Genomic DNA, 23,048 nt, shown 5'->3' with positions numbered 1-23,048 from the left:
TGGTGCCGATCCGAACACCTTGCGATTGCTGCTGGCCATCGCGTAGGACGCGCGCCAAAATAGACGAGGCTTCCGGCCGTACTATGAATACGCAACGAACCGCGGATCTCCGCAACTTTGCTATTGTCGGTCACGCCTCCGCCGGCAAAACCATGCTCGCCGAGGCCATGCTCATGTGCAGCGGCGTGATCGGGCGCATGGGATCCGTCGCCAACGGCACCACTGTTTCCGACTACCACGTCAGCGAAAGCAGCACCAAATCTCCACCCAGGCCTCGCTGTTACACACCGAGTGGCAGGGGAAGAAAATTCAATATCATCGACACGCCCGGCTATCTCGACTTCCTCAGCGAATCGCTGGCCGCGTTTAAATGCAGTTCGATTTTCGCCGTGGTCGTGGTGCACGCGCAGCACGGCATCGGGGTCGGCACCGAGCGGGTCTGGAAATGCGCAACGGATCGCGGGATTCCCAAAATCCTGGTGGTCAATGCGATGGACAAACCGAACACACGCTTCGACGAAGTCCTCGCCGCGGCGCGCGAACATTTCGGGCATCGCGTTTTCCCACTGAACGTCCCCGCCAATCCCGGCCCTGGCTTTAATCAAATCCTCGATGTGCTGCGCAGCGACCTCGTGACCTACGACGCCACCGGGCGCGGCAAGTTCCGCGAGGATCCCGCGGTCGGTCCACGGAAGGAACGCGTCACGCAATTGCACCGTGAGCTCATCGAATTGATCGCCGAATCGGACGATACTCTTCTCGCAAAATTCTTCGATGAAGGCGGTCTTTCGGAAGAAGAACTGCGTGCCGGGATTCACGCCGCGTTTCAGCGGCAACTCTTCATTCCGCTCTTCTGCATTTCTGCGGAGACCGACATCGGAGTCGCCCGGTTGCTCGATTTCATCGCGAAGTACGGATCCTCGCCTCGAGATCGGAGGGTCGTTGCCGCCCACAATGGCAGCGACGGAGCAATCGAAGTTCCCCTCGATGGGCCGGATCCGGTGGTCCAGGTCTTCAAGACGATGGCCGAGGAACACTTCGGCGAGATGTCTTTTTTTCGTGTCTACTCGGGAAACATCTCCACCGGCATGGAGCTGTGGAATTCCCAGCGCAACCTCACCGAACGCATCGGCCAGATCTATCTGCTGAACGGACATGACCGCGCCGCCGTGGGCAGCTTGCAAGCGGGCGACATCGGCGCCGTGGTGAAACTCAAGGACACCCACACCGGCAACACCCTCTGCGCCGCCTCCCACCCGGTAACACTGCCGACCACCGAATATCCGAAACCGGTGATTCACGCCGCGCTGAAAACCAAAGCCAAAGGCGAAGAGGATCGCGTTGCTGCGGGCCTGGCGACATTGCACGACGAAGATCCCGCCTTCCAATTTCACGTCGATCCCGAGTTGCACCAGACGGTTGTTTCCGCGCAGGGCGAGTTACACTTGGAGGTGGTCGTCGAGCGGCTTCGTCGCCGCTTCAATGTCCACGTCGATCTCGCCGAGCCGCGCGTCGCTTTCCGCGAGACGATCAAGGTTCCCGCCGAGGCCACCTATCGCCACAAGAAACAGACCGGTGGCGCGGGACAATTCGCCGAGGTGGCGCTGCGCATCGCGCCCGGCCCGAGGGACTCGGGAATTACCTTCACCGAATCGCTTTCCGGACAGGCCGTCGATCGCGTGTATGTTCCGTCCGTCGAGCGCGGCGTGCAGCATGCCTGCACCGAAGGCATCATCGCCGGTTTCCGCGCCGTGGATGTGACCGTGGATTTTCACGACGGGAAAATGCATCCCGTCGATTCCAACGATATCTCCTTCCAGGTCGCCGGCTATTGGGCTTTCAAGGAAGCCTTCGCCAAAGCGAAACCCTGCCTGCTCGAGCCGATCCACAAGATCGAGGTCCGCATCCCGGAAGAATGCGTCGGCAAGGTCATGGGCGATCTATCCAGTCGTCGCGGCAACATCCTCGGTGTCGATGTGGACGGCGTCTTTCAAGTCATCCGTGCCCAAGTCCCGGCCAAGGAGCTCTATCGCTACTCCAGCCAGTTGCGTTCTCTCACCGGCGGGCGCGGGTTGCATAGCGAGGAGTTCAGCCACTACGCCGAAATGCCCCACGAGCTGGAACAACGCATGCTCGAAGAAGCCAAACGCAAGCGCGGCGGAAAATAGGGACCACTGCGCAATTCGGTCCGCGCACTTGCGCTCCGGCGCAAATGGTCGGATGAGTAGTTATGCGCCCCGTCTATATGCTCGCAGGGGGGATCACGAAGTTTGCCAAGGTGCATCCGGACAAGGATTTCCGGTTGATGGTCAAGGAAGCCTTCGATGCCGCATTGGGTGATCTCGACGGGCGGCTCACGCCGGCGGATATCGAGGGCAGCGTCATCTCCTACTTTTCCGATCACTTCACTTGTCAACTCAAGGCCGGCGCGATGGTTCAGGATTTTGTCGGCCTATGTCCGAAGCCCCACGTGCGGATCGAAGGTGGCGGCGCCACCGGCGGGCTTTGCTTTCAATCTGCCGTCCAGGCGGTCGCCTCCGGCCGCTTCAATGTCTGTGCCGCCATGGGCTTCGAAACGATGAGCACCGTCGAAACATGGAAGGGCAACGATTTCATCGCCCTGGCCAGCGATACCCATTTCGACTATCCGCTCGGCGGCTTTTACACCGGCTACTACGCAATGATGGCCGTGCGCCACATGCACGAGTTTGGCACCACCGAGGAACAGATGGCACGCGTGGCGGTGAAGAACTATGGCAACGCCGTGCACAATCCTTTCGCGCAACATCGCCATCCCGCCACGTTGGAGGAGGTGATGAACTCGGCCATGATCGCCTATCCCTGCCGAAGAATGACCACTTGCGTGATGAGTGACGGCGCCGCGGCCGTCATCCTCGCGAGCGAAGAGGCCGCGCGAAAATTCTGCGCCAATCCCATTCGCGTCGCGGGCATCGGCAGCGGCTCCGACGCCATGCGCATGGCAGACCGACCGCACGCCCGCGTGCCTCTTCTGCCTCACGAAAGTGAAAGCGACTACCGCGATCTGAAATATCCCGGAGTGCATTCCTTTCGCGCGGGACGCATGGCCGCGATGGAAGCTTATCGGCAAGCCGGCATCACCGATCCACGCCAAGACATCCAGGCTTGGGAACTGCACGATGCCTACGCCTCGGCCGAATTGCAGCAGTATGAGGATATCGGACTGTGCAAATATGGAGAGAGCGGACGGTTCATCGAGGAAGGCCATCCCACCATTCACGGCAGCAATCCCGTCAACCCCAGTGGCGGCCTGCTGGCCTGCGGACATCCGGTCGGCGCCACTGGGCTGATGCAGATGGTCTTCTGCTTTTGGCAGTGTCAGCAGACGATCGCGCGCCATTTCGGCGATCCCTTCTGTCAGATCCAAAACGTCCGGCGCGCCGCCGGCTACAGCCACGCGGGGACCGGGACGTATGTCACCATTTCCATTTTGGAGAAGCCATGAAACTGCCCGAAAAAACCGAAGGTCCCTGGGTGACGAGCTTCGATCCCCTCACCCGGCAATGGACGTATACCGTTACTTACAACGTCAGTTACGCGGAAGACTCCCCTTTCTTTCACGCCCTGGGGCACAACAAACTCCTCGGCAGCGAATGCCAGAAGTGCCGCTATCGCTATGCGACGCCGCGCACGGTGTGCATGTATTGCGGCGGCCCCACCGATTGGTTTGAATTACCACTCGAAGGCCGCGTGCATAGCTGGACGACCTGCCATTTCAGCGGGGAACCCTACCTTTCCGAATGCCCGTTCCATCTCGGCCTCATCGAATTCGATCGTGTGGATACGCTTTTCATGACGCGACTGGTTGGCATCGAACAGCCGCGAATCGGCATGCCCGTCCGGGCCTGCTTTCGGCGGAAGAAAACGTGGTCGGTAAACGATGTCTACTTCGTAAAAAAAGAATGAGCGCAGCAACCCTCTCCCGGCACCAAAAAGAAATCGACGATGCGGAAAGCCTGCTCTTCACGGGTCGGCAACAACTCGGTCTGGCCAAGGGCCTGTTCTTCGGTCGTTTCATCGCCGATTGGGTGATGCCGTACCCGACGCTCTCTGCCGAACAACGCAGCGAACTCGACGCGGTCCTCCCCGGACTGCGTGAATTCCTCGACGAAACACTCGATCCAGTGGCGGTCGACCGACATGCCGATATTCCACCGGAAGTCATCGAAGGGCTGGCCCGGCACGGAGTTCTCGGCATGACCGCGCCCGCGGAATTTGGCGGGCGTGGCTTTTCCCAAATGGCTTATGGACGGATTCTCGAAGAGATCGGTTCCCGCTGTGCGTCGACGTCCGTCTTCGTGAATGCGCATCACTCGATCGGAATCCGGGCGCTGCTGCTTTTCGGCACCGAGGAACAAAAGCACCGCTGGCTGCCGCCACTCGTCAGTGGAAAACAACTTGCCGCCTTCGCCCTCACCGAACCGGAGGCCGGCTCCGACGCGGCCAACGTGCAGACCCGCGCTGAACCGAGCGCCGATGGCACTCATTACGTCTTAAACGGTGAGAAGCGCTACATCACCAATGCCGCCATCGCCCAAGTCCTGACCGTCATGGCGCGGACACCAATCCCCGGTGGCAACGAAACGGCCGTGACCGCATTCCTCGTGACGCCGGACATGCCGGGATTTGCCCTGATCGAGCCGCGCATGGAGAAGCTCGGGATTCGCGGCACCGCCACGGGCCGCCTCGCCTTTCGCAATATGCGGGTCCCGCGAGAGAATATCCTCGGCCCGCTCGGTAAGGGATTGAAAGTCGCCCTGAGCGTCCTGGATTTCGGCCGCACCACCTTCGGCGCCTGCTCGACGGGTGCGGCGAAAACCTGTCTGCGTCTGGCGACTCATCACGCAAATCGCCGCCGGCAGTTTGGCCGGACGCTGGGAGCGTTTGAATTGGTCAGAGGGAAAATCGCCCGGATGGCGGCGAATGCTTATGCCATGGAAGCGATGACGACCGTGACTGCCTCGCTCATCGACCGTGGGCTGGAGGACTACATGCTGGAGACGGCGATGCTAAAGGTCTTCACCACCGAGGCGCTGTGGCAGATCGTCAACGATACCTTCCAGATTTACGGTGGCTCGGCCTACTTCACTGACCTTCCCCTCGAGCGCATGTTGCGCGACGCCCGCATCAATCAAATCGGCGAAGGTGCCAACGAAGTGCTCACCTCGTTCATCGCCCTGGTCGGCATGCGCGGACCCGGCATGCAATTCAAGGAGATCTGGGATGCGTTGCATCATCCTGCCGGCCATCTCCGCAAAGCTTGGAACGCCGGCATGGAACGGGCCGGTGCCGCGCTGCACGCCCCGGAAGTTCCTTTCCGCAGCGAGTCGCTGCACTCCCCTGCCCATCGCCTCGGCAAGCTCGTCTGGTATTTCAATATCGCCGTCGACCGCACGCTGATCCAGCACCGCGAGGAAATCCTCGATCGGCAATTCCTGCAGGAGCGAATCGCCAAAGCCGCGATGGAGCTCTTTGCCTCCGCCTGTGTGCTGAGCCGTTGGGATTCGGACCTGCAGGCGGGTGTAATGCAGCACGATGCCGCGGCGGCCCTTTTCCTGCACGAATCGGCGCGCCGAGTGGGCCGCGCGCTGGCCGAGCTGCGAGAGAACGACGACGATTTCGTCGTGGCGGCTGCGGAAGCCGCTCTCCGGCACAAAGACGAACCGTAGCGAACAAGACGCTCCTGACCCATGGCGGACTTCCTCTCAGAAGAATCGGCGGCGGTCAGTTATGCGCATGGCGTGGCGGAGAACCCGCTCATCGGGAAAACCATCGGTGCCATGCTGGATGAGGTCGTCGCGAAATTTGAGACCAATGAAGCACTGGTCTCCGTGTGGGAGCATCAGCGATTGACTTACACCGCGTTCGGAGAGGCAGTGGCGCGCTGTGCCCGCGCCCTATTGGCTGCAGGCATCAGAAAAGCCGACCGGGTCGGTATCTGGTCGACCAATTGCGTGGCCTGGGTGGTAGTGCAGTTCGCGACGGCGAAAGTGGGCGCGATCCTCGTCAACATCAATCCCGCCTACCGGCTCTCGGAACTCGAATATGCGCTGAACCAATCCAAAACGAACTTCCTGATCATCGGTGAGGGATTCAAAGACGTCCTCTTTGCCGAGATTCTGGAAAAGCTGAACGGCCGCCTGCCGCATCTGCACCGCATCGTCTCCCTCGTCCCGGTAAAAGGGTTGATGGATTGGAAAACATTTCTTTCCAGAGCGGGGAACGTGACGCCATCGGAACTAACCCGGTGCGAGGCGACACTCGACTTCGACGATGTCATCAACATCCAATACACGTCCGGAACCACCGGCTTCCCGAAGGGCGCGATGCTCACCCATCACAACATTCTCAACAACGCCTTCTGGATCGGCGAGCGTATGCGACTTACCTCCCGCGACCGACTCTGCATTCCGGTGCCCTTCTATCATTGCTTCGGCATGGTGCTCGCCAACCTGGCATGCGTGACCCATGGCGCAACGATGGTTCTTCCCGCCCCCCACTTTTCCCCTCTGCAAACCCTGGAAGCCGTCGCGCTGGAACGTTGCACCGCGCTGCACGGTGTGCCCACGATGTTCATCGCCGAACTCGCGCACCCGCGATTTGGTGAGTTTGATCTCTCGACACTCCGGACCGGCATCATGGCCGGTGCTCCCTGCCCCATCGAAGTCATGAAACGCGTCATGGAGGAAATGCATATGGCCGAAATAACCATCGCGTGCGGCATGACCGAAACTTCGCCCGTTTGCAATATGACCGAGGTCGACGATCCGATCGAAACGCGTGTTGGCACGGTCGGCAAAGTGATGCCGCATCAGGAGCAGAAGATTATCGATCCTACGACCGGGTGCATTTTACCTCGTGGGGAACCGGGCGAACTTTGCTATCGCGGCTATCAAGTGATGCGCGGTTACTTCGGTGATCTCGAAGCCACTCACCGGACAATTGACGAAGCGGGATGGCTCCACGGCGGCGATCTCGCGGTGATGGACGCACGCGACTATGTGCGGATCGTCGGCCGGATCAAAGACATGATCTGTCGCGGAGGAGAGAAAATCTTCCCGCGCGAGGTCGAAGAATTTCTCTTCACCCATCCGAAAATCGCCGAGGCTTACGTGATAGGACTGCCCGATCCGTACTACGGCGAGCAGGTCGTGGCGTGGGTGAAACTCAAGGAACATGAGACAATGACCAGCGATGAGGTCATCGCCTTTTGTCGCGGCCAGATCATGGACTACAAAATCCCCGGGGCGGGTGAAGTTCGTCACCGAGTTTCCAACCACGGTGACCGGTAAAATTCAGAAATATCAGATGCGGAAGATCAGCTTGCAGGAAATCACCGCGCCTGCCCGGAAAAGCGTCAAAGCGCGCAGTCCTCGCAGCCGCAGCGGGCAGCGCCGTCGGGAAAAGCTCAGACGCTTGGCCGGAAGCGTCCCACGACCTCGAAAAGCCGCCCGGTGATTTGCCCGAGGGAACAACACTCGACGGTTTTCAAAAGCTCGGCAAAGACGTTACCGCCGCTTTCGACGACGCCGGCGAGTTCATCGAGGGCGCGAGCGGATTGGTGACGGTGGCGGTGCTTGAATTTGCGGAGACGGTCGACCTGCAATTGCTTCCGGGATCGGGGCGTGCGGACGACCTTGGGCTCCACGAAGCTTTCGGTCGAGGCGGGGTAACGGTTCAGGCCGATAATCGGCCGGGTGCCATCGCCCGTTTGTTGCTCGTAAAGGTGCGCGGCTTCCTGAATTTGGCTGCGCTGATAGCGTTGCTCGGTGGCGGCCAGGACTCCGCCGAGGCGGTCGATGGTCCGGAACTCCTCGAGGATCGCCTTCTCGAGCGTTTCTTCCAGGATCCTCATCCCGGGCGAACCGGTGAAGAGATTCATCATGTGCCGAAAGAGACCGGTCTCTTCCAGCAGGATGGATTGGGCGTGAGCCGCGAGACGCACGTATTCCTCGCCCGGCGTCGTGAACGGTTCGTCGGCGCTGTTGCTGTGGCAGGAATTGGTGGCGTTGAGATAGGCGAGGAACAACTCGATGGCCGTGCGCGTGAGATTATTTTTGAACCCCAGCGCAATCAGCGATCGGCCACTGGTCTGCGTGTGCAGCTTCAATCGTTGCGCCGCTTCGCCAGCACCGAAAACGTCGCGCATCCCGATCGCCCACAGCTTGCGGCAGACCCGGGCCAGCGCGACGTATTCGACATCCAGGCCGCAATCCAGAAAGAAGGAGAGGCGCGGTCCGAAGCGATCGACGGCGAGTCCACGCCCGCGGAAGAGTTCGACGTAAGTAAACCCATTGGAAAGTGTGTAAGCGGCCTGCTGCACGGGTGTCGCGCCGGCTTCGCCGATGTGGTATCCGCTGATCGAAATGGGATACCAGCGCGGCAAATGTTCGGTGGTGTGCGCCACCATATCCGCGAGGAAACGGAGCGAGGCCTCCAGCGGAAAGATGATCTCATTTTGCGCCTGCACTTCCTTGAGAATATCTGCTTGGACGGTGCCGCGCAGTTTCCTGATGACCTTCCCTCCAAAGCGTCGCTGGGCCGCCGCCACATACATGGCCAGGATAATAGGTGCCGGGCCATTGATCGTCATCGACACCGAAAGCCGCTCGTCCCCGAGCGCAAATCGGTCGTAGAGCCGCTCCATGTCTTCCACCGTATCGATGGCGACACCACCCTCTCCAATTTTGCCGAAGACACCATCGGCATCGCTGTCCATGCCGTAGAGCGTCGGTCCGTCAAAAGCAGTGCTCAGCCGGATGCTGCGTTGGTGCTGCGTGAGATAGTGGAAGCGTTCGTTGGTATCCTCAGCTAGTCCCAAGCCGGCGAAGAGGCGGGTCGGCTCCTCCGGCATTCGCCCCCCGGAACCGGGTAGATACATCTCGCGATAGATCGAATTCACGAAGGGGAACTCCCCCGGGAATCCCTCTCCGAAAAGATAACGCGCGATCTCGCCAGGATCGTTGCTGGTCGGGAGCGCGAGGGTGGGCAATTCGATGCCCGTCGGAGTTTGCACCGTAGCGATGCTTGCGCGGATCGCTCTCCAACGCTTGAGCAGCGCCGCTCGGAATTTAGAGTCTTCACGGGCCCGGCGAATCTGTTCCCGAACGAAGCGCGCATGCGCTTCGACGCTTTCGCAAATTCGGGCCAGCGCGCTCATGATCGTAACTCCTCGAATAAGCAGTCCACCCCCGGGTCGCGATGACGTTTAGCGACGGTCGCGATGACTCGCTGACCGCTGCGACCTCTTTCGATCCGCCGACCCACCTCCGCGACCGCCGTCGGAGCGCCCGCGAGGTCGCCCTTGTTGACGACGACAATATCCGCCACGTCGAGCATGGCGATCTTTTGCAACTGGAGTTGGCTGCCGTAATCGGCACTCATCACGAAAATCGACTTATCCACCAGCTTCGAACGAAACGGCATGGCCTCCTGCCCAATGCCCACGGTCTCAACGAAAACGACATCGAACCCGCCGTGTTTCATCGTACGAACCCACTGCGCCGTCTCCGGCGACAGACCGCCTGCACGTCCACGCGTCGCGAGGCTCCGCATGAAGACACGATCATCCTGCGAATAGATCATTGTCGCGCGATCGCCGAGCAATGCGCCTTTGCCGACGATGCTTGGATCATGCGAAAGGATGGCGATCCGCGCGTCGGGTTGCACCTTCAGCCAGCGCAGCACGAGTTCATCGATGAGCGTCGTCTTACCGGCGCCCCCCGGTCCGGTAATGCCGATGCACGGCGCCATCGTCTTCCTCTTGCCCGCGGAAAACCGCGGCAGTTTCACACTCCTCCGTCGCCGTCCACCATACGCTTCGCGAGCGAAGCGGATCATTTCCTCCATGGGTGTCCCGGCGAAGAAGATGCGATCCACTCCCTTGCGCTGCATGATCGTCGCGTCGGCTTTGGTGATAGTGCCGCCACCACCACCAAAAACGCCAATCTTCGCCGCCCTCTGCTTCTTCAATAGGGCAACCACCTCAGCGAAAAACTCGACGTGTCCGCCGTTGTAGCTGGAGATGCCAATCGCATCCACTCCCTCCTGGATCGCCGCGCGGACGATATCGCGCGCCGAGCGATGATATCCCAAATAGACCACCTCGATTCCATGATGGATGAATTCGAGATTGATCGTGCTAATGGCGCTGTCGTGTCCATCGCAGATGGGAACGGCGGTCAGCAAACGAACGGACGCGGCCATGGATGAACCTAGTCCACAATCGATTGGCGGGCAATGGATCCGCGACTAGATTCAATCCATGTCCTACGATTTCTCGGGTAAGGTCGCATTGGTCACGGGCAGTTCACGTGGAATCGGTGCCGGAATCATTCAGGCGCTCAATGCGGGCGGAGCGCGGTGCATCGTCAATTTCGTCGCCGATCCACAGGGACGCAACGAAGAGGATGCCCGAAAGGTCGCGGAAACGCTACAGGACCCGCTCGTGATCGAATGCAATGTCGGCGAGGCGTCGCAGGTCGAGGCAATGATGCGCCGCATCGCGGAGGAATGCGGCGGACTCGACATCCTGGTGAACAACGCCGGCATCCTGCGCGATCGCACCATCAAGAAAATGACTACCGAGGAATGGGAGAGCGTATTGCGCGTCAACTTGACCGGAACATTCCATTGCATCCAGCAAGCGCAGCCTTTTCTGCGTCCCGAGGGCCGAATCGTCAGCCTCGCCTCCGTGAGCGGACAACTCGGCTTGTTCGGGCAAGCCAATTACGCCGCCAGCAAAGCCGGCATCATCGCGCTCACCAAGGTCACCGCGCGCGAATTCGCGCGCCAGCGAATCACGGTCAATGCCATCGCCCCCGGATTCATTCAAACGGAAATGACCCGGGACCTTCCCGAGGAAGTCGTCAAGAAAGCGCTCGCCGACGTACCGCTCGGGCATTTCGGTGAAATCGCGGATGTCGTGAATACCGCGTTGTTCCTGTGCTCCCAAGATGCCCGCTATATCACCGGACAGGTTCTCAACGTGAACGGCGGTTTCTTCATGTAACTCCCTGCGCTCCCTCCCAGATCGTCACCACGGTGGTGGTGAAACTGCCGCCAATGTTGCAGGTCAGGAAATGCTTTGCTCCCGCAATCTGCCGGGCTCCGGCCTGCCCGGTGAGTTGTTGATGGGCCTCGACTACTTGCCGAACACCCGTTGCTCCGACGGGATGCCCATCGCCAACGAGTCCCCCTCCGGCATTGACCGGGCATCGCCCACTTGGCAGCGCCGTGGCGCCACTCTCCAGCAACGCGACACCCCCACCGGCGGCGGCGAAACCGAGCAACTCATACTGGACGATTTCCGAAATCGAAAAGCAGTCGTGCACCTCCGCGCCGTCGATCTCTTGCGGTCCTATACCCGCCATTGCATACGCTTGAGCCGCGGCCTTCGCGGCGATGGGAAAGGACGGTATCTCTTTCCTTTCGAGCGAAAGATAATCCGTGGTGTGGCCGAAGCCGCGCAGGCGCGACGCGTGACGCGGGCGAAGCTTGCGGAAGAAGCTTTCGGAACAAAGGACGAGCGCTGCGGCGCCGTCGGTGATCTGCGAGCAATCGCTGACTTTGAGAGGCGGCGCGATGATCGGATTTGCATCACTCGCCACCCGCGCCCGCTCCAAGGTCAGATCCGCTTCTCGCATTTGTGCCAAAGGATTGAGATGGGCATGGGCGATATTTTTCACGGCCACCTTGGCGAGTTGCTCTTCGCTCAACCCGTAACGCTCGGCGTACACCTGAGCGATCCGGGCAAACAGTTTCGGAAATAGGAAGTCGCCATAAGTCGCCCGCTCCTCGGAGTAATCGGCGGCCGCGCTCAGCACTTCCGAACCCTCCTGTGGAGGCATCGTCTTCTGCTGTTCGACGCCAATGACCAGCACCACGTCGCTGAGTCCTCCCATGATCTGCCTCGCCCCACTCAGTACTGCCACGCCTCCGGAAGCGCACGCGGCTTCCACATGCATCGTGGGAAGTCCTCGCAGAGCTGGATCAATCTCCGCCGCGAACGCACCGAGGTGAAGTTGATGAGCGAAGAGACCAGCCGCGAAATTGCCAACCATCGCCGCTCCGATCGCACTCGGTTCGATTCCCGCATCCGCGATCGCCGCCGCGCCCGCTTCGACAATCAGGTTGCGAATCGTTTTTCCTTTCTTGCGAAGGTTTCTTCGAAAATCGGTCCTCCCCACTCCGATGATATAAACCGGTTCGCTCATCATTGACTCCTAGCACCAACCCTTACGACCGAAACGCCAAGGCTTCAACCGAGGAAAGCCCTTCTCTCCGCATTGCGACCTACTCCGTCCCGTCCGCAGACGGCATTAAGCTTCCGATGGCAGTATAGAGTTCGTCGGGATCGAATGGTTTAACCAGATGCGTGGAGAAACCGGCGGCCGCGCTACGTTTCAAATCGCTGGGCGAACCAAAGCCGCTCATCGCAATCCCCGCAACGCGATGGTGCGTCTGCGCGATTTCCATCAACTGCCAGCCGTCTCCATCGGGCAACCCGATGTCACATACGATCAGATCCATCACTCCATCCTGGATTGCTTCCAGAGCCAGCCGCATCGTTCCCACCGCGGTCACCAAATGCCCGCGATTCCTCAACGCCGTCGCGAGAACGCGCAGTGTATTTTCGTGATCCTCGACGAGCAAAATCCGCGTTCTCCTCTTTCGAGATCTGCGAGACGCCTTCATCCTCCTACCTGTAGCCGCGTCCGGTTTTAAACGCTACCCCGAACTAAGTCGCAGCCCATCGGGGCGAACACTGGTTCGCCTCTCGGGTCTTCCGCGATAGCCTCGCGAGTCTGCTCAGAAGTGCATTTTCCGGGTCATCTTGACCATCTCACGACGCAAAGCATCGAGATCCGGCAGTCGCACGGCGGAACGCGCATGCTCCCAGCGATCCCGGCCCGCATCAGCCGCGGTGGACAGAGCCTCCGACAGCAGTTTGCGTCCCTGTCGGAACGGTTCTTCCACATATAGTTCCTGCAGGCTGTGGTGGCGACGGCGCGCCAGCGCGGCGCCAATGAGCAAGCCGCCAGCCAGTGATGTCCAGACAGCCGTCATCGGGAAATTACGAATGCACGACTTCGTAAAGCCCATCAGGCCACCCATTTGCTCGCGGGCCTCCGACATGGATGGCGCGACGGATTCCAAACGTTCGCTCCCATCCCGAATCTTTTCCATCGTCTTCTCCGGGATGCGCGATGATTCAAGTTTCATATTCATGGCTTAAATTGCTTCGCGGCATACTGGGTGCGCGGTCGGGCGAATCGCGGCCCCATAACGGAGTCCTCAGCATTCATCGCGGGGATGGCGTTGCTCGCGGAATGGATTACCGTTTCTTATGCCCAATCTCTTTCGCACCCCTGATGGAAAAATTTGGAAAGCCAATGCCCGCATCCCGCTCTGGCTCGCGGACGGCACGACGCTGGAGGAACATTGGGCCGGCTCCGCGAAACACGAAACACTGGATGAGAAATGGCGATCCAGAGCAGGCAGCCAGATCGCCCAAACTGAGATCGTGGCCGCTATCGCCAGCAGAGCGGACGACAATGGTGAAATGATCTGGGGCGACGCTCCGCCCAATACCCGCCTGCTCTTCGTTGTTGTACCGGAACGCGGCAAAGGCTACTCCCTGGCGAGAATGGTCACCACGGCCGCCACCAAGGCGCAACAAGCCCATTTTCGCCACGACCGCTCGGCTTTGTTCGGCCATCTCAAACCCGACGGAAGCATCGCGATCATTTCACCACTCGATCCGCCGCCGCCACCACCGCCGGCGCAAGGCGAGCTATTCTGAACCCCTACAACTCGCGGATGAAGATGTTGCGGAAGGTGGTCATCACATTGTGTGGCGACTTCTGCAAACGCAGCGCGCCTTCCTCAGGGCCGCGCATCGGCGGATCGAATCCCTTCTCCACCGGCACGTCTTGCATTACGACTTTGTCATTCAGCGTCACGGTCACTTTGCCGTCGACCAATCGGATGACAAACGTATTCCATTCGCCGAGGGGTTTGTCGGCCACAACCGAGGGGCTGACCGTGTACTTGTGATTGTAAACGAACCCACCCGAGCCGCTATCCTTCGCCCAGATTTGCACCTGCTGACCACCGGGCAGGTAGACACCGCTGTCACCCCGGACCGGGATCTTCCATTCCAGCCGCAGCTCGAAATTCCGATACGACTTCGCCGTGACCAAATCCGCGCCCTGGCCGTCGTTGATTAATTCCCCGTTCTCCACTTTCCAGTGCTCCGCCGCCGTTGCGGCATTCTGCCAGCCACTGAGATCGTGAGCGGCAATCAACGGAGTAAAACCTTCCGGCACATCGGCAGCGACGACGGAAACGGCAAGAAGCAGCAGCGGGAGGAACCAACGAAGAGGATTCATGGCATTCGGGGGAAATGAAGTAATCCCCATCCAACACCAAAGTCGCCGCGAGAGCGAGGCCTTGCGAACGAAATCCCGAAGCGCCGATGGAAATGTGCTTTGCAAACGCGCCGCGCCGTGAAGCATTCCCGCTTCACCGTAGACCCTCCGCATGAAACTCAAATTCCTCGCCACCCTTCTCTTCACCGTCGCCGTCGCCAACCTGCACGCCGACGAACCCAAGAACTACGCCACGCAACCGGTGCTTCATCCCGGCACGGAAGCGCGTCACGAGTCCTTCAACGTCATCTCGAAGAAGGGTGAGGCGCAGCTCGTCTTCCTCGGCGATTCCATCACCCACAATTGGGAGAAAGGCGGCAAGGACGTGTGGGAAAAATACTGGGCGCCCCTCAACGCCGCGAACTTCGGCATCGGCGGCGACCGCACGGAGCATGTGCTCTGGCGTCTCGACCACGGGAACTTCGACGGGCTCAAGCCGAAGGAGATCGTCCTCATGATCGGCACGAACAACACCGGACACCAGGGCCGTCCGCAAAAGGAAACTCGACGGTGCCGTCTATCAATGTACCGCGCAGCAGACCGCGGAAGGCGTCAAAGCCATCATCGACAAGCTCGAGGCCAAGTGCCCCGGCGCGAAGATCCTGTTGCTCGCCATCTTCCCGCGCGGCGCCACGCCGGCCGACAAGTTTCGCCAACAGAACGAAGAGACCAACGCCATCATCAAGGGCTACGCTGACAACAAGAAGGTGTTCTACATGGACATCAACGCGAAGTTCCTGCAGTCCGACGGCACGCTCTCGAAGGACATCATGCCTGACCTGTTGCACCCGAACGCCAAGGGCTACGAGATCTGGGCCGAAGCCATCGCGCCGAAGGTCAAGGAACTGATGCAGTAAGGGAGGAAGTTGATGGTTGAGAGTTGAGAGTTGAGAGTTGAGAGTTGAGAGTCCGCCGCTTTTCCGCGGGCTTGGCCGCTCCGCGGCTTTTTTTACGCCGGAGACGATTTCGTCTCCGGCGTTTCTTTTTTTCGGCAATTATGTCCTGAATCGAATGCGCCAATCGTTGCAGAGATAGAACCAACCAACCTCCATCCTATGACCACTCCCAGCCAAACCAACACCATCCGCCTGCACCGAGTGCTCCGTGCCACACCGGAGCGCGTCTATCGCGCCTTTCTCGATCCCGAGGCGAAAGCCAAATGGCTTCCGCCCCACGGCTTCACCGGCAAGGTTCATCATCTCGAAGCGAAGGTCGGCGGCACCTACAAGATGAGCTTCACCAACTTCACCACGGGGAAAAGCCACTCCTTCGGCGGCACCTATGTGGAGCTGACACCCCACGAACGCATCCGCTACACCGACCGGTTCGACGATCCGAATCTGCCGGGCGAAATGCAGGTGACCATCGAGCTGAAGGAAGTCTTCTGCGGCACGGAGCTGCACGTCACCCAGGAAGGCGTCCCCGCGGTCATCCCCGTTCATGCCTGCTACCTCGGCTGGCAGGAATCGCTGACGCTGCTCGCGCAACTCGTCGAGCCCGAGATTCCCGATCAGCCCTAGATCGCATCGATTTCGCCAAAGAGTCCTGGCGGTGACGGGGTGATTGCGTTGCGCAGCCGCTTTCGCAAGGCTGACGCAACGCCATCCCCTGTCACCCCATGAACTCGAAGCTCCCATTCCTCTGCGCAGCCTCGCTGCTCGGTTGTGTTTCCGCATTCGCCCAGCAAACCGCGCCCGTCACCGACGACCGTCTCGCCGCCCTCAAGGCGCTCAAGATCGACGACGCCACGATCACGCTCGTCGAGCACGAGGCCTCGCCGGCGCGGACCGTCGTGAAGCTGGTGCTCCGGCCGGCCAAAGGCTCGAACATCAACGTCGAAGTCGCGTTGCCCGATGCGGAGAAATGGAACGGACGCTTCGTCGGCCTTGGCAACGGCGGCGCCGCCGGGAAGATCAATTCCGGCAGCCTCGCCGGCCAGAGCGCCGCGGGTTACGCCGCCGTCACGACCGACATGGGCACCGCGCCGAACTCCGACTCCGGCATCGACAACCACGAGGTGTGGAAGGACTTCGGCTTCCGCGCCACGCATCTCATGACCGTCGTCGGCAAGCAGATCGTGCGCACCTATTACGGCAAGGCGCCCGAGTTCTCGTATTTCAGCGGCGGCTCGACCGGCGGCCAGCAGGCCCTGCAGGAAGCACAACGTTATCCCGAGGATTACGACGGCATCACCGCCGCCGTCCCGGCGCACTGCCGCACCCCGCTGCACGCCTACTTCCTCTGGAACGACCAGATCCTGAAGAAATGCCCGTTCAGCAAGGAGCAGGAAGCCAACGTCATCGCCGCGGCCAATGAATACATGGCCTCGCGGGAGATCCCGTTGTCCGCCGGAAAATTCGTCTCCGACCCGCGCTGCACGGCGAAAGACATCGAAGCCGTGATCGCGCTGGCGCGGAAAAAAGACCCGACGCTCACCGACGAGCACGCCGCCGCGTTGCACAAGCTCTTCGACGGCCCGCGTCACGCCGTCACCGGTGAACGCATCTTCAACGGCATTCCGCTCGGCGCTACCTTCGGCCCAGCCCGCGGCAACCTCTACCTCTTTAGGTGGGTCTTCGGACCGAACAAGCCGCTGGAGGAGATCAATTTCGGCGCGGACATCGATATCTACACCGCCGCGCTCGCGCCATATCTCAACGCCGAAAATCCCAACCTAACCGCTTTTGAAAAGCGCGGCGGAAAGCTCATCGCCACCACCGGCTCCGCGGATTCCGTCGTCCCCTGCCACGCGACCATCGACTACTACGAGCGCGTCATCGAGCACTTCGGCAGCCTGGAAAAGGTGCAGTCGTTCTTTCGGCTGTATCTCGTTCCCGGCATGGCGCACGGCGGCGGTCCCGGCGTGAATCAGTCACCAAGCGTGCTCGAAGCCGTGCGCACCTGGCGCGAGCAAGGCACCGCCCCCGGCACGCTCACCGGCCGGCACGTAGCGAATGGCAAGACCGAGTGGGAACTCCCGCTGCAACCCTATCCGCTGAAAACCGGCTGGGACGCTACGACCTCCGCGTTCAAACCCGTGGAAGGTCCGCGCGGCGGTGTCGAGCGCGTCGCCGAGCGTTTCCGTCCGCCCGCGGCGGAGTGAGGTCCAGTCTCGATCCCGGGCGATTCCGGGCGAACCCGAGCGCCCAAACGAACTCCTTCCCACCCGCTTCACCGGCGTGCTATACGCCGCGTATGAAACTTCTCCCCCTGATCTTCATTCTCCCCGCGCTGACCGCGTCCGTCTTCGCCGCCGACCTCGGAAAGCTCATCTTTCAGGATGACTTCAACCGCGCCGAGTCCAAGCCCGACGCCGAGGATATCGGCAACGGCTGGGGCACGAACAGCAAGGCCCGCGCACAAGGTGACAAGCAAGTCGCCCTGAAAGACGGCGCGATGCACATCTACATTAGCGCGCGGGCGGACCATGCGGTCTCGGTCACTCATCCGGCCGAATTCACCAATGGCAGCGTGACCCTCCGCTTCATGCTGGAGAGCGACACGGACAGCCTCGGCCTCGATTTCGCCGACCCGCAATGCAAGGAAGTCCACGCCGGCCACCTGTGCGCCGCCAAGGTCAGCCCGAAGCAGGTTCAGTTGATCGACCACAAGACTGGTGGCATGCGGCTCGATATTCACGATGCCCGGACGGAAAAGAAACCGCTCAGCGACGAGCAGAAGAGCGCCCTCGTCGGCAAGACCAAGAACGTCCCCCACGCCACCGAGGTCGGTAAATGGCACGATCTGCAAGTCACGATCGAGGGCGACGACATCAGCGTGCTCGTCGACGGCCAGGCCGTCGGAGATCTTCATTCGCCCGGCATCGCCCATCCGACCAAGCGCATGCTGCGCCTGGCCGTGCCGCACAATGCGGTCGTGGACGACGTCAAGATCTACCAGAAGAACTGACCGGCGCGCGCATTCGCGCCGGTGCGCTTACGAATTCGAAATGGCGAGCCATGGACGCTTGCGTTTTGGAGTGCGGCGCTACTGCGCCGCTTTTTGATAAGCGCAAAGTGCGCCAGGCGTTCAGCACTGTCCTTCAACGACTCGTCCTCCTCGCGCAGCGCGTCGCCCGCATCGCTTCCGCGATTTCCAAAAGCGGCGCAGCAGCCTAAGCATTACCCACATCTTTGCTCGGCGTTTGGACATCGATACGGATAGCGCCTTGGGAGCGGCGACCCCGCCATGGCGGGGTCGCCGACCGGAACCAACGCGCGGAGCGCCTTCCTTGGGGCGTCGCTCCGCGACGCAGGGCGACTGGAAAGTCGCCCCTCCCAGTGAGTAACACCTCGCTCAGTTCAATTCCGTAAACACAACCCCGAACGCTGCCGCGCTCTATTACACAACCGCGGTTCAGCCCGCCTGCTGCGCCTCGCGTTTGCGGAGCTGGCCACAGGCCGCATCGATGTCCGGTCCGCGGGCGCGGCGGAGATGAGCGACCGTGCCGTGAGCGCGCAACTCGGCGAGAAATGCCTCCGTCTGCTCCACGCTGCTCGGCGCATAAGTGCGGCCGCGCAGACTGAGCCCAGTGGGATTGTAGCGCAGGAGATTCACGTGCATGGTCCGGCCCGCGAGCAGCCGGGAAAGATCGCGCGCTTGCGCCAGCGAATCGTTCACGCCATCGAGCAGGCAATACTGGATCGTCGTCACCCGGCCGCTGCTCGCCTGGTAACGATCCGCCGCGGCCAGCACGTCTTCCACCGCGAAGCGCCGGCCCATCGGTAGCAGATCCGCGCGCGTTGCATCATCCGGCGCGTGCAACGAAATCGCCAATTGCACACCGAGGTCCGCCGCGCGGAGCTCGTCGATGCCCGGCACAATCCCCACCGTCGAAATAGTAATCTGCCGCCAGCCAAACGCGCCCAACTTCGGATCACCAATGCGCCGCACCGCCGCGAGAACGTTCCGCAGGTTCAACATCGGCTCGCCCATGCCCATGAAAACGATCGTGCGCAGCACCCGCCCTGCCGCGACCGCTTCGCGGCGAAGCTGGAGAAACTGCTCCACGATCTCCCCCGAGGTGAGATTCCGCTCAAAGCCGGTCTGCGTCGTCGCGCAAAAGTCGCACCCCATCGCGCAACCCACCTGGCTGGAAATACATCCCGCGGCGCGCTCCGGATGATAGTCCGGCATCAACACCGACTCCACCGTGCGTCCATCTCCCATCCGCAGGAGCAGCTTCGCAGTGCCATCTTCCGACACCTGCCGCCGCGCCAGCACCGCCGCTTCCTGCGGAAAGGTCGCCCGCAACCGCTCCCGCAGCCCGGCCGGCAGGCGCATACTATCGCGCTCGCCGCCTCCATTCGCCCCCAACCACTCGCGCAAGACCCGCCAGGCGTGTCCGCCCTTGAATCCTTCGCCTTCCATCCACAGCGCCAGTTCCTCCGCCGAAAGATCGGAGAGGGAGCCTGGAGTGATGGTGGTGGTAGCCGGAACGTCCGAGGACATGGGCCCCACTCATAATCCAGACTCACGCGGATTCCAAACCTCCCTTCAACGGCGAAGAAAAAGACCGTGGAGCAAAAAAAGAGGGGATGCTCCTTTGAGCGCCGTCTGGAAAAGCGTCTCTACGGCTTCTCTTCCATGGCAAGCCCCGCAAGATCCACCGTCCCGGCTTTCGGCACGTTGAACAGCAGCCACGCGGCGCAGTCCCGATCCGGCGTCCACTCGACACTGAAACGTTTCCATTCCGTATCCACCTCGAGATCCCGGCCGAGGAAAAACTCACGCGGTTCTTCATCCTGACGGAAGCCAATCCATACGCCCGTGAGCGTGGGGCTGCGCACCCAACCCGTAACCACATAGGTGCTCCCTTGCTTGTAATTCCGGGCGCCTCCCTTCGTCGTCAATTGGACCTGATACTTGTCCACCTTCATCACTTCCATCCGCACCGCGCCGACTCCCGGCGCGGGAGCGTCTTTGAGTTCACTGTACATCACCGACACCGGGGCCCAACTCGAGTTATCGACCCAATCGATCGGCAGCCATCCCCGGATGTCATAGCCCGCCTTGGCCTTCGGATCGATCTGCCGGCCTTTCGTTCCAAACTCCGGCAGGAGGCTCTTCGTCGGTTCTTCCGCAGAGAGCGCCAGCCCGCCGAGCATGAGCCCCATGGTTAGGAGGCTTCGGATCGAACGCAGTGAAGACAAGCCAGCCAAAAGACGTTTCATAATCTAGACGCAGATCCTAACAACTCGCCGCAATTTGTCGATCATCAACGACAAGCTCCCGGCTTCACGTTTCCCGCGCCTCCGCAACGCTCCCCTAACTTTGGGAACAGGATGGCCCTCCGGGCCAGTGTCCGCTCAACCTTTGCGCCCCACGAAAACCAGATAACGCCACACGCCCCCGAAAGCTGCTTCCAGCCGATCCTCTCGCGCTTCGAAGCGGGCCTGCAGGGGCGGGCGCAATTGGCCGCTCATCCGCACGTGGTTCACGCCCATCCAGCGCTCGAAGACGGATAGCGGGGTATCGTGAAAATCGACGACGGCCACATGGCCGCCGGGCACGAGATCGCGGTGCGCCGTTTCAATCGCCGCTTCGAAGCCCGGGTTGAACATCGAGAGGGCATAGGAAAAGAGGATGAGATCGTAACCGGCATCGACCGTCTGCGTCGCGCCATAGGCGCCATGCAAAAGCTGGATGCGCGATCCAAAAGGCACAGCCTTGCGGCGCGCCACGTCCAGCATCGTCTCCGAGAGATCGATTCCCGTGATCTCTGCTTGCGGAAAAAGGCGGCCCAGCGTCACGAGATTCTTCCCGGTGCCGCAGCCGACTTCGAGGATGCGCGCCGGCGCCGGCACCTTCGCCACTTCGTGCAGGATGCCGGTCCGGCCGAAAAGGAAACTCCAGCGCGTCGCGTCGTAAATCCGTGCATGCCAGCGGTAGTAGCCCTCGATGGAGGTCTCCCCGCGCGCGTCAGATGAGGTCGAGGCGTCGGCGTTCACAGCACTTCGGCGAAGGTCATGCTGCCGTAGGTCCCCACACGGTCCAGCCGATGCAGCGGCTCCGTCCGCTCTGGGAAAAAGCGCAGCCGCGCGGTGATGTCTCCCGGGATGAAATCCATCTCCAGCGCCGCGGACCGCATGAGAATGCGCGTGCCGGGGCGGCTGTTTGCCAGGATCAATTCCCATTCCTCGCGCAAGGCCGCCGGATCGTGCCAGGCCAGCCAATCCTGATGATCCAGGAGCACATAGTGAGTATAAGTGCCGGGATTCTCGCGGAGAAAATCGCTGATGCTCCGGGTATGCGTGCGAACCCGATCGGCCCGGCTGGCCAGCGTCGACTGATTCTCCGCGCGGAGATAATTCGGGCAGCACGACATCGTGTAGGAGCCGGTGAGATACACGCGCCAGAAATAGTTTTCCGCCGCCGGCAATTCGCTCATCACATGGCGCAGCTTGTCCTTCACATAACTGCCCAGGCCGCCCGGGTAGGAATCGTCGATCAATTTCACCTGCGGCCGCGGCACGCCGAGCAGCGTCATCACCATGCGCTGGCGGATCAGCCAATTACTCAGGTTCCCCCAGATCTTCGGCTCGATCCACGCATAAACCTGCCGCTGCTGCTCGATCGAATCCGCATCGAGCAGACCACAGCGCGAAGTTTTTCGCATTGGGCTGCCGCCTTGAAAAAGCGCCCACGGCCCAGCAGCCCACGCCGCTGTGCCCGCCGTGCCCGTGATAGTAAAAAGGACTTCTTTCATCCCACCCGAGATCAAAGAAACGTCCACCTTCTGATTCCCAGAAACTTTCGCGACGGCTCCGACAGTTCCTTCCGCACCGAACGGTAGAGCTGCCGAAACGAGCGATGGGACCCGATGCCAAACATCTCGAAGAGATCGACGAATTCCGCGCGCTGAATCATGGCCAGCTTGAGTTCCAGCAGGGCGTTCTGCCGGTAGTTCACATCCACGGCGTGAATCTCCGCCGGGCCATCGAGCAGGTAATCGAGTACGTTACAGCCCGCGCTCGTGATCATCACCACGCGGCTCGACTCATCCAGTCCGAGCAACTGACGATCGATCCGCGGGTCTTCCCACGAGGTATTGTAAATGAGTTGTCCGCCATGGACGTGATGGAAAACGAGGTCTTCCGTGGCTTTGAGGAAGCGGCTCGCCGGGCTCGTCTCGGAGACCTTGCGGTCGTCGTTCACTTTCATCAGGTATGATCAGCTGCTGGCGCTGGGAAATTATTTTTGGGATGAGGCGCGACTCTCCTGCTTCCCCGATCAAATTCACGCCCGGAGATGCAACAATTGCGTGACGAAGCCAGCCCCCGAACCCATCGGAATCGCCACGAAAAGGCACAAGAGGAATAAAAGAAGAGACACTCCCCTAAAAGGGCATACAGAAAATCGCGCGAAGAGAGTTTTGGCCACGGATCACAGATTTCAGGCATGTAGTCATTCAAGTTTTTTGTTGGGAAGTTTTTCGTTTCTCCTTTCTGTCGCCGAAGGCGACGCCTGGAAGTTCCCCCCAAACGCCGCCGCGGCGAGCGGCGCGGGGTTTGGGGGCGCGCAGCCCCCATCAGCCCGGGCGCGCTAAGTGGCGGAGGGTTGCAGGAAGCGCTTTTG

At 60.8% G+C, this 23,048-nt stretch carries 23 protein-coding genes; 12 read left to right on the top strand and 11 right to left on the bottom strand.

Features of this window, described 5'->3' with window-relative positions; all coding sequences use genetic code 11:
* Nucleotides 1-83 precede the first annotated feature (83 nt).
* The 5 genes from CFE428DRAFT_RS32040 (at nucleotide 84) to CFE428DRAFT_RS32020 (ending at nucleotide 7,331) form a co-directional block, all read left to right on the top strand.
* Nucleotides 84-2,168 (top strand): elongation factor G, encoded by a 2,085-nt coding sequence (locus tag CFE428DRAFT_RS32040; protein ID WP_006983912.1) that lies wholly within the window; start codon nucleotides 84-86, stop codon nucleotides 2,166-2,168.
* Nucleotides 2,169-2,230: 62 nt separating this feature from the next.
* Entirely contained in the window at nucleotides 2,231-3,484 is a 1,254-nt protein-coding gene (locus CFE428DRAFT_RS32035) for a thiolase C-terminal domain-containing protein (RefSeq protein ID WP_006983911.1), read from the top strand.
* Entirely contained in the window at nucleotides 3,481-3,945 is a 465-nt protein-coding gene (locus tag CFE428DRAFT_RS32030; protein ID WP_006983910.1) for a Zn-ribbon domain-containing OB-fold protein, read from the top strand. Before CFE428DRAFT_RS32035 ends, CFE428DRAFT_RS32030 begins: the two co-directional genes overlap by 4 nt.
* Nucleotides 3,942-5,708, top strand: coding sequence for an acyl-CoA dehydrogenase family protein (locus CFE428DRAFT_RS32025; RefSeq protein WP_006983909.1), 1,767 nt, complete (start codon nucleotides 3,942-3,944; stop codon nucleotides 5,706-5,708). Before CFE428DRAFT_RS32030 ends, CFE428DRAFT_RS32025 begins: the two co-directional genes overlap by 4 nt.
* A gap of 21 nt (nucleotides 5,709-5,729) precedes the next feature.
* Nucleotides 5,730-7,331, top strand: coding sequence for an AMP-binding protein (locus CFE428DRAFT_RS32020; protein ID WP_006983908.1), 1,602 nt, complete (start codon nucleotides 5,730-5,732; stop codon nucleotides 7,329-7,331).
* A 116-nt stretch (nucleotides 7,332-7,447) separates the two neighbouring features.
* Here the strand turns inward: CFE428DRAFT_RS32020 and CFE428DRAFT_RS32015 are convergent, their stop codons facing one another.
* Nucleotides 7,448-9,199: a methylmalonyl-CoA mutase family protein gene (locus CFE428DRAFT_RS32015; protein WP_006983907.1), complete on the bottom strand. Its 1,752-nt coding sequence runs from the start codon at nucleotides 9,197-9,199 to the stop codon at nucleotides 7,448-7,450.
* On the bottom strand, nucleotides 9,196-10,245 hold the full coding sequence (locus tag CFE428DRAFT_RS32010; protein WP_006983906.1) for a cobalamin-dependent protein: 1,050 nt from the start codon (nucleotides 10,243-10,245) through the stop codon (nucleotides 9,196-9,198). The genes CFE428DRAFT_RS32015 and CFE428DRAFT_RS32010 overlap by 4 nt, the downstream gene beginning before the upstream one ends.
* Nucleotides 10,246-10,303: 58 nt before the next feature.
* Between CFE428DRAFT_RS32010 and fabG the strand changes: the two genes are divergently transcribed.
* The gene (gene fabG, locus CFE428DRAFT_RS32005) at nucleotides 10,304-11,050 is read left to right on the top strand and encodes a 3-oxoacyl-ACP reductase FabG (RefSeq protein ID WP_006983905.1); all 747 of its coding nucleotides are present in this window, start codon (nucleotides 10,304-10,306) and stop codon (nucleotides 11,048-11,050) included.
* Here the strand turns inward: fabG and CFE428DRAFT_RS32000 are convergent.
* The 3 genes from CFE428DRAFT_RS32000 to CFE428DRAFT_RS31990 form a co-directional block, all read right to left on the bottom strand.
* Nucleotides 11,043-12,254 carry an acetyl-CoA acetyltransferase gene (locus CFE428DRAFT_RS32000; RefSeq protein WP_006983904.1) on the bottom strand — a complete coding sequence of 404 codons (1,212 nt, stop codon included), beginning with the start codon at nucleotides 12,252-12,254 and terminating at the stop codon, nucleotides 11,043-11,045. The genes fabG and CFE428DRAFT_RS32000 overlap by 8 nt on opposite strands.
* 79 nt (nucleotides 12,255-12,333) lie before the next feature.
* Entirely contained in the window at nucleotides 12,334-12,693 is a 360-nt protein-coding gene (locus CFE428DRAFT_RS31995; RefSeq protein ID WP_042726263.1) for a response regulator, read from the bottom strand.
* Between the two features lie 156 nt (nucleotides 12,694-12,849).
* Entirely contained in the window at nucleotides 12,850-13,269 is a 420-nt protein-coding gene (locus CFE428DRAFT_RS31990) for a hypothetical protein (RefSeq protein ID WP_006983902.1), read from the bottom strand.
* Between the two features lie 118 nt (nucleotides 13,270-13,387).
* On the opposite strand from CFE428DRAFT_RS31990, the gene CFE428DRAFT_RS31985 reads away from it, so the two are divergent.
* Nucleotides 13,388-13,843 carry a hypothetical protein gene (locus tag CFE428DRAFT_RS31985; RefSeq protein WP_006983901.1) on the top strand — a complete coding sequence of 152 codons (456 nt, stop codon included), beginning with the start codon at nucleotides 13,388-13,390 and terminating at the stop codon, nucleotides 13,841-13,843.
* A gap of 4 nt (nucleotides 13,844-13,847) precedes the next feature.
* On the opposite strand, the gene CFE428DRAFT_RS31980 is transcribed toward CFE428DRAFT_RS31985, so the two are convergent.
* Nucleotides 13,848-14,432 carry a 3-keto-disaccharide hydrolase gene (locus tag CFE428DRAFT_RS31980; RefSeq protein ID WP_042726262.1) on the bottom strand — a complete coding sequence of 195 codons (585 nt, stop codon included), beginning with the start codon at nucleotides 14,430-14,432 and terminating at the stop codon, nucleotides 13,848-13,850.
* Nucleotides 14,433-14,583: 151 nt separating this feature from the next.
* Between CFE428DRAFT_RS31980 and CFE428DRAFT_RS40170 the strand changes: the two genes are divergently transcribed.
* The 5 genes from CFE428DRAFT_RS40170 to CFE428DRAFT_RS31955 all read left to right on the top strand — a co-directional run bounded on the left by CFE428DRAFT_RS40170 (nucleotide 14,584) and on the right by CFE428DRAFT_RS31955 (nucleotide 18,380).
* The gene (locus CFE428DRAFT_RS40170) at nucleotides 14,584-15,168 is read left to right on the top strand and encodes a GDSL-type esterase/lipase family protein (protein ID WP_083805440.1); all 585 of its coding nucleotides are present in this window, start codon (nucleotides 14,584-14,586) and stop codon (nucleotides 15,166-15,168) included.
* Nucleotides 15,077-15,328, top strand: coding sequence for a GDSL-type esterase/lipase family protein (locus CFE428DRAFT_RS40165; protein ID WP_006983897.1), 252 nt, complete (start codon nucleotides 15,077-15,079; stop codon nucleotides 15,326-15,328). Before CFE428DRAFT_RS40170 ends, CFE428DRAFT_RS40165 begins: the two co-directional genes overlap by 92 nt.
* A gap of 198 nt (nucleotides 15,329-15,526) precedes the next feature.
* Nucleotides 15,527-15,991, top strand: coding sequence for an SRPBCC family protein (locus CFE428DRAFT_RS31965; protein ID WP_006983896.1), 465 nt, complete (start codon nucleotides 15,527-15,529; stop codon nucleotides 15,989-15,991).
* A 98-nt stretch (nucleotides 15,992-16,089) separates the two neighbouring features.
* Nucleotides 16,090-17,574 (top strand): tannase/feruloyl esterase family alpha/beta hydrolase, encoded by a 1,485-nt coding sequence (locus CFE428DRAFT_RS31960; protein ID WP_006983895.1) that lies wholly within the window; start codon nucleotides 16,090-16,092, stop codon nucleotides 17,572-17,574.
* Nucleotides 17,575-17,666: 92 nt separating this feature from the next.
* A complete protein-coding gene (locus CFE428DRAFT_RS31955; protein WP_006983894.1) occupies nucleotides 17,667-18,380 on the top strand; it encodes a 3-keto-alpha-glucoside-1,2-lyase-like domain-containing protein in 714 nt (237 codons plus the stop codon).
* A 447-nt stretch (nucleotides 18,381-18,827) separates the two neighbouring features.
* Here CFE428DRAFT_RS31955 and rlmN read toward each other — a convergent pair whose 3' ends face one another.
* From rlmN to CFE428DRAFT_RS40705, 5 genes are all read right to left on the bottom strand, one after another.
* Nucleotides 18,828-19,922, bottom strand: a complete 1,095-nt coding sequence (gene rlmN, locus CFE428DRAFT_RS31950; RefSeq protein ID WP_006983893.1) for a dual-specificity RNA methyltransferase RlmN — start codon at nucleotides 19,920-19,922, stop codon at nucleotides 18,828-18,830.
* 119 nt (nucleotides 19,923-20,041) lie between these two features.
* Nucleotides 20,042-20,587, bottom strand: coding sequence for a carbohydrate binding domain-containing protein (locus tag CFE428DRAFT_RS31945; RefSeq protein WP_006983892.1), 546 nt, complete (start codon nucleotides 20,585-20,587; stop codon nucleotides 20,042-20,044).
* A 192-nt stretch (nucleotides 20,588-20,779) separates the two neighbouring features.
* Complete coding sequence (locus tag CFE428DRAFT_RS31940; protein WP_006983891.1) at nucleotides 20,780-21,421, bottom strand: class I SAM-dependent methyltransferase; 642 nt, start codon at nucleotides 21,419-21,421, stop codon at nucleotides 20,780-20,782.
* Entirely contained in the window at nucleotides 21,418-22,179 is a 762-nt protein-coding gene (locus CFE428DRAFT_RS40710) for a DUF3419 family protein (protein WP_006983890.1), read from the bottom strand. The genes CFE428DRAFT_RS31940 and CFE428DRAFT_RS40710 overlap by 4 nt, the downstream gene beginning before the upstream one ends.
* Nucleotides 22,180-22,190: 11 nt before the next feature.
* Nucleotides 22,191-22,634: a DUF3419 family protein gene (locus tag CFE428DRAFT_RS40705; protein ID WP_006983889.1), complete on the bottom strand. Its 444-nt coding sequence runs from the start codon at nucleotides 22,632-22,634 to the stop codon at nucleotides 22,191-22,193.
* Nucleotides 22,635-23,048: the final 414 nt, after the last annotated feature.

The organism is Chthoniobacter flavus Ellin428 (assembly GCF_000173075.1).
In the GTDB taxonomy this organism is placed as follows: domain Bacteria; phylum Verrucomicrobiota; class Verrucomicrobiia; order Chthoniobacterales; family Chthoniobacteraceae; genus Chthoniobacter; species Chthoniobacter flavus.
This window is presented reverse-complemented; position numbering and strand designations above follow the sequence as displayed.

What these genes read in the sequence shown, in the direction of transcription:
- CFE428DRAFT_RS32040 (WP_006983912.1), top strand. Translation starts at nt 84, where the DNA reads ATGAATACGCAACGAACCGCGGATCTCCGCAACTTTGCTATTGTCGGT.
- CFE428DRAFT_RS32035 (WP_006983911.1), top strand. Translation starts at nt 2,231, where the DNA reads ATGCGCCCCGTCTATATGCTCGCAGGGGGGATCACGAAGTTTGCCAAG.
- CFE428DRAFT_RS32030 (WP_006983910.1), top strand. Translation starts at nt 3,481, where the DNA reads ATGAAACTGCCCGAAAAAACCGAAGGTCCCTGGGTGACGAGCTTCGAT.
- CFE428DRAFT_RS32025 (WP_006983909.1), top strand. Translation starts at nt 3,942, where the DNA reads ATGAGCGCAGCAACCCTCTCCCGGCACCAAAAAGAAATCGACGATGCG.
- CFE428DRAFT_RS32020 (WP_006983908.1), top strand. Translation starts at nt 5,730, where the DNA reads ATGGCGGACTTCCTCTCAGAAGAATCGGCGGCGGTCAGTTATGCGCAT.
- CFE428DRAFT_RS32015 (WP_006983907.1), bottom strand. Translation starts at nt 9,199, where the DNA reads ATGAGCGCGCTGGCCCGAATTTGCGAAAGCGTCGAAGCGCATGCGCGC.
- CFE428DRAFT_RS32010 (WP_006983906.1), bottom strand. Translation starts at nt 10,245, where the DNA reads ATGGCCGCGTCCGTTCGTTTGCTGACCGCCGTTCCCATCTGCGATGGA.
- fabG (WP_006983905.1), top strand. Translation starts at nt 10,304, where the DNA reads ATGTCCTACGATTTCTCGGGTAAGGTCGCATTGGTCACGGGCAGTTCA.
- CFE428DRAFT_RS32000 (WP_006983904.1), bottom strand. Translation starts at nt 12,254, where the DNA reads ATGAGCGAACCGGTTTATATCATCGGAGTGGGGAGGACCGATTTTCGA.
- CFE428DRAFT_RS31990 (WP_006983902.1), bottom strand. Translation starts at nt 13,269, where the DNA reads ATGAATATGAAACTTGAATCATCGCGCATCCCGGAGAAGACGATGGAA.
- CFE428DRAFT_RS31985 (WP_006983901.1), top strand. Translation starts at nt 13,388, where the DNA reads ATGCCCAATCTCTTTCGCACCCCTGATGGAAAAATTTGGAAAGCCAAT.
- CFE428DRAFT_RS31980 (WP_042726262.1), bottom strand. Translation starts at nt 14,432, where the DNA reads ATGAATCCTCTTCGTTGGTTCCTCCCGCTGCTGCTTCTTGCCGTTTCC.
- CFE428DRAFT_RS40170 (WP_083805440.1), top strand. Translation starts at nt 14,584, where the DNA reads ATGAAACTCAAATTCCTCGCCACCCTTCTCTTCACCGTCGCCGTCGCC.
- CFE428DRAFT_RS31965 (WP_006983896.1), top strand. Translation starts at nt 15,527, where the DNA reads ATGACCACTCCCAGCCAAACCAACACCATCCGCCTGCACCGAGTGCTC.
- CFE428DRAFT_RS31960 (WP_006983895.1), top strand. Translation starts at nt 16,090, where the DNA reads ATGAACTCGAAGCTCCCATTCCTCTGCGCAGCCTCGCTGCTCGGTTGT.
- CFE428DRAFT_RS31955 (WP_006983894.1), top strand. Translation starts at nt 17,667, where the DNA reads ATGAAACTTCTCCCCCTGATCTTCATTCTCCCCGCGCTGACCGCGTCC.
- rlmN (WP_006983893.1), bottom strand. Translation starts at nt 19,922, where the DNA reads ATGTCCTCGGACGTTCCGGCTACCACCACCATCACTCCAGGCTCCCTC.
- CFE428DRAFT_RS31945 (WP_006983892.1), bottom strand. Translation starts at nt 20,587, where the DNA reads ATGGGGCTCATGCTCGGCGGGCTGGCGCTCTCTGCGGAAGAACCGACG.
- CFE428DRAFT_RS40710 (WP_006983890.1), bottom strand. Translation starts at nt 22,179, where the DNA reads ATGAAAGAAGTCCTTTTTACTATCACGGGCACGGCGGGCACAGCGGCG.
- CFE428DRAFT_RS40705 (WP_006983889.1), bottom strand. Translation starts at nt 22,634, where the DNA reads ATGAAAGTGAACGACGACCGCAAGGTCTCCGAGACGAGCCCGGCGAGC.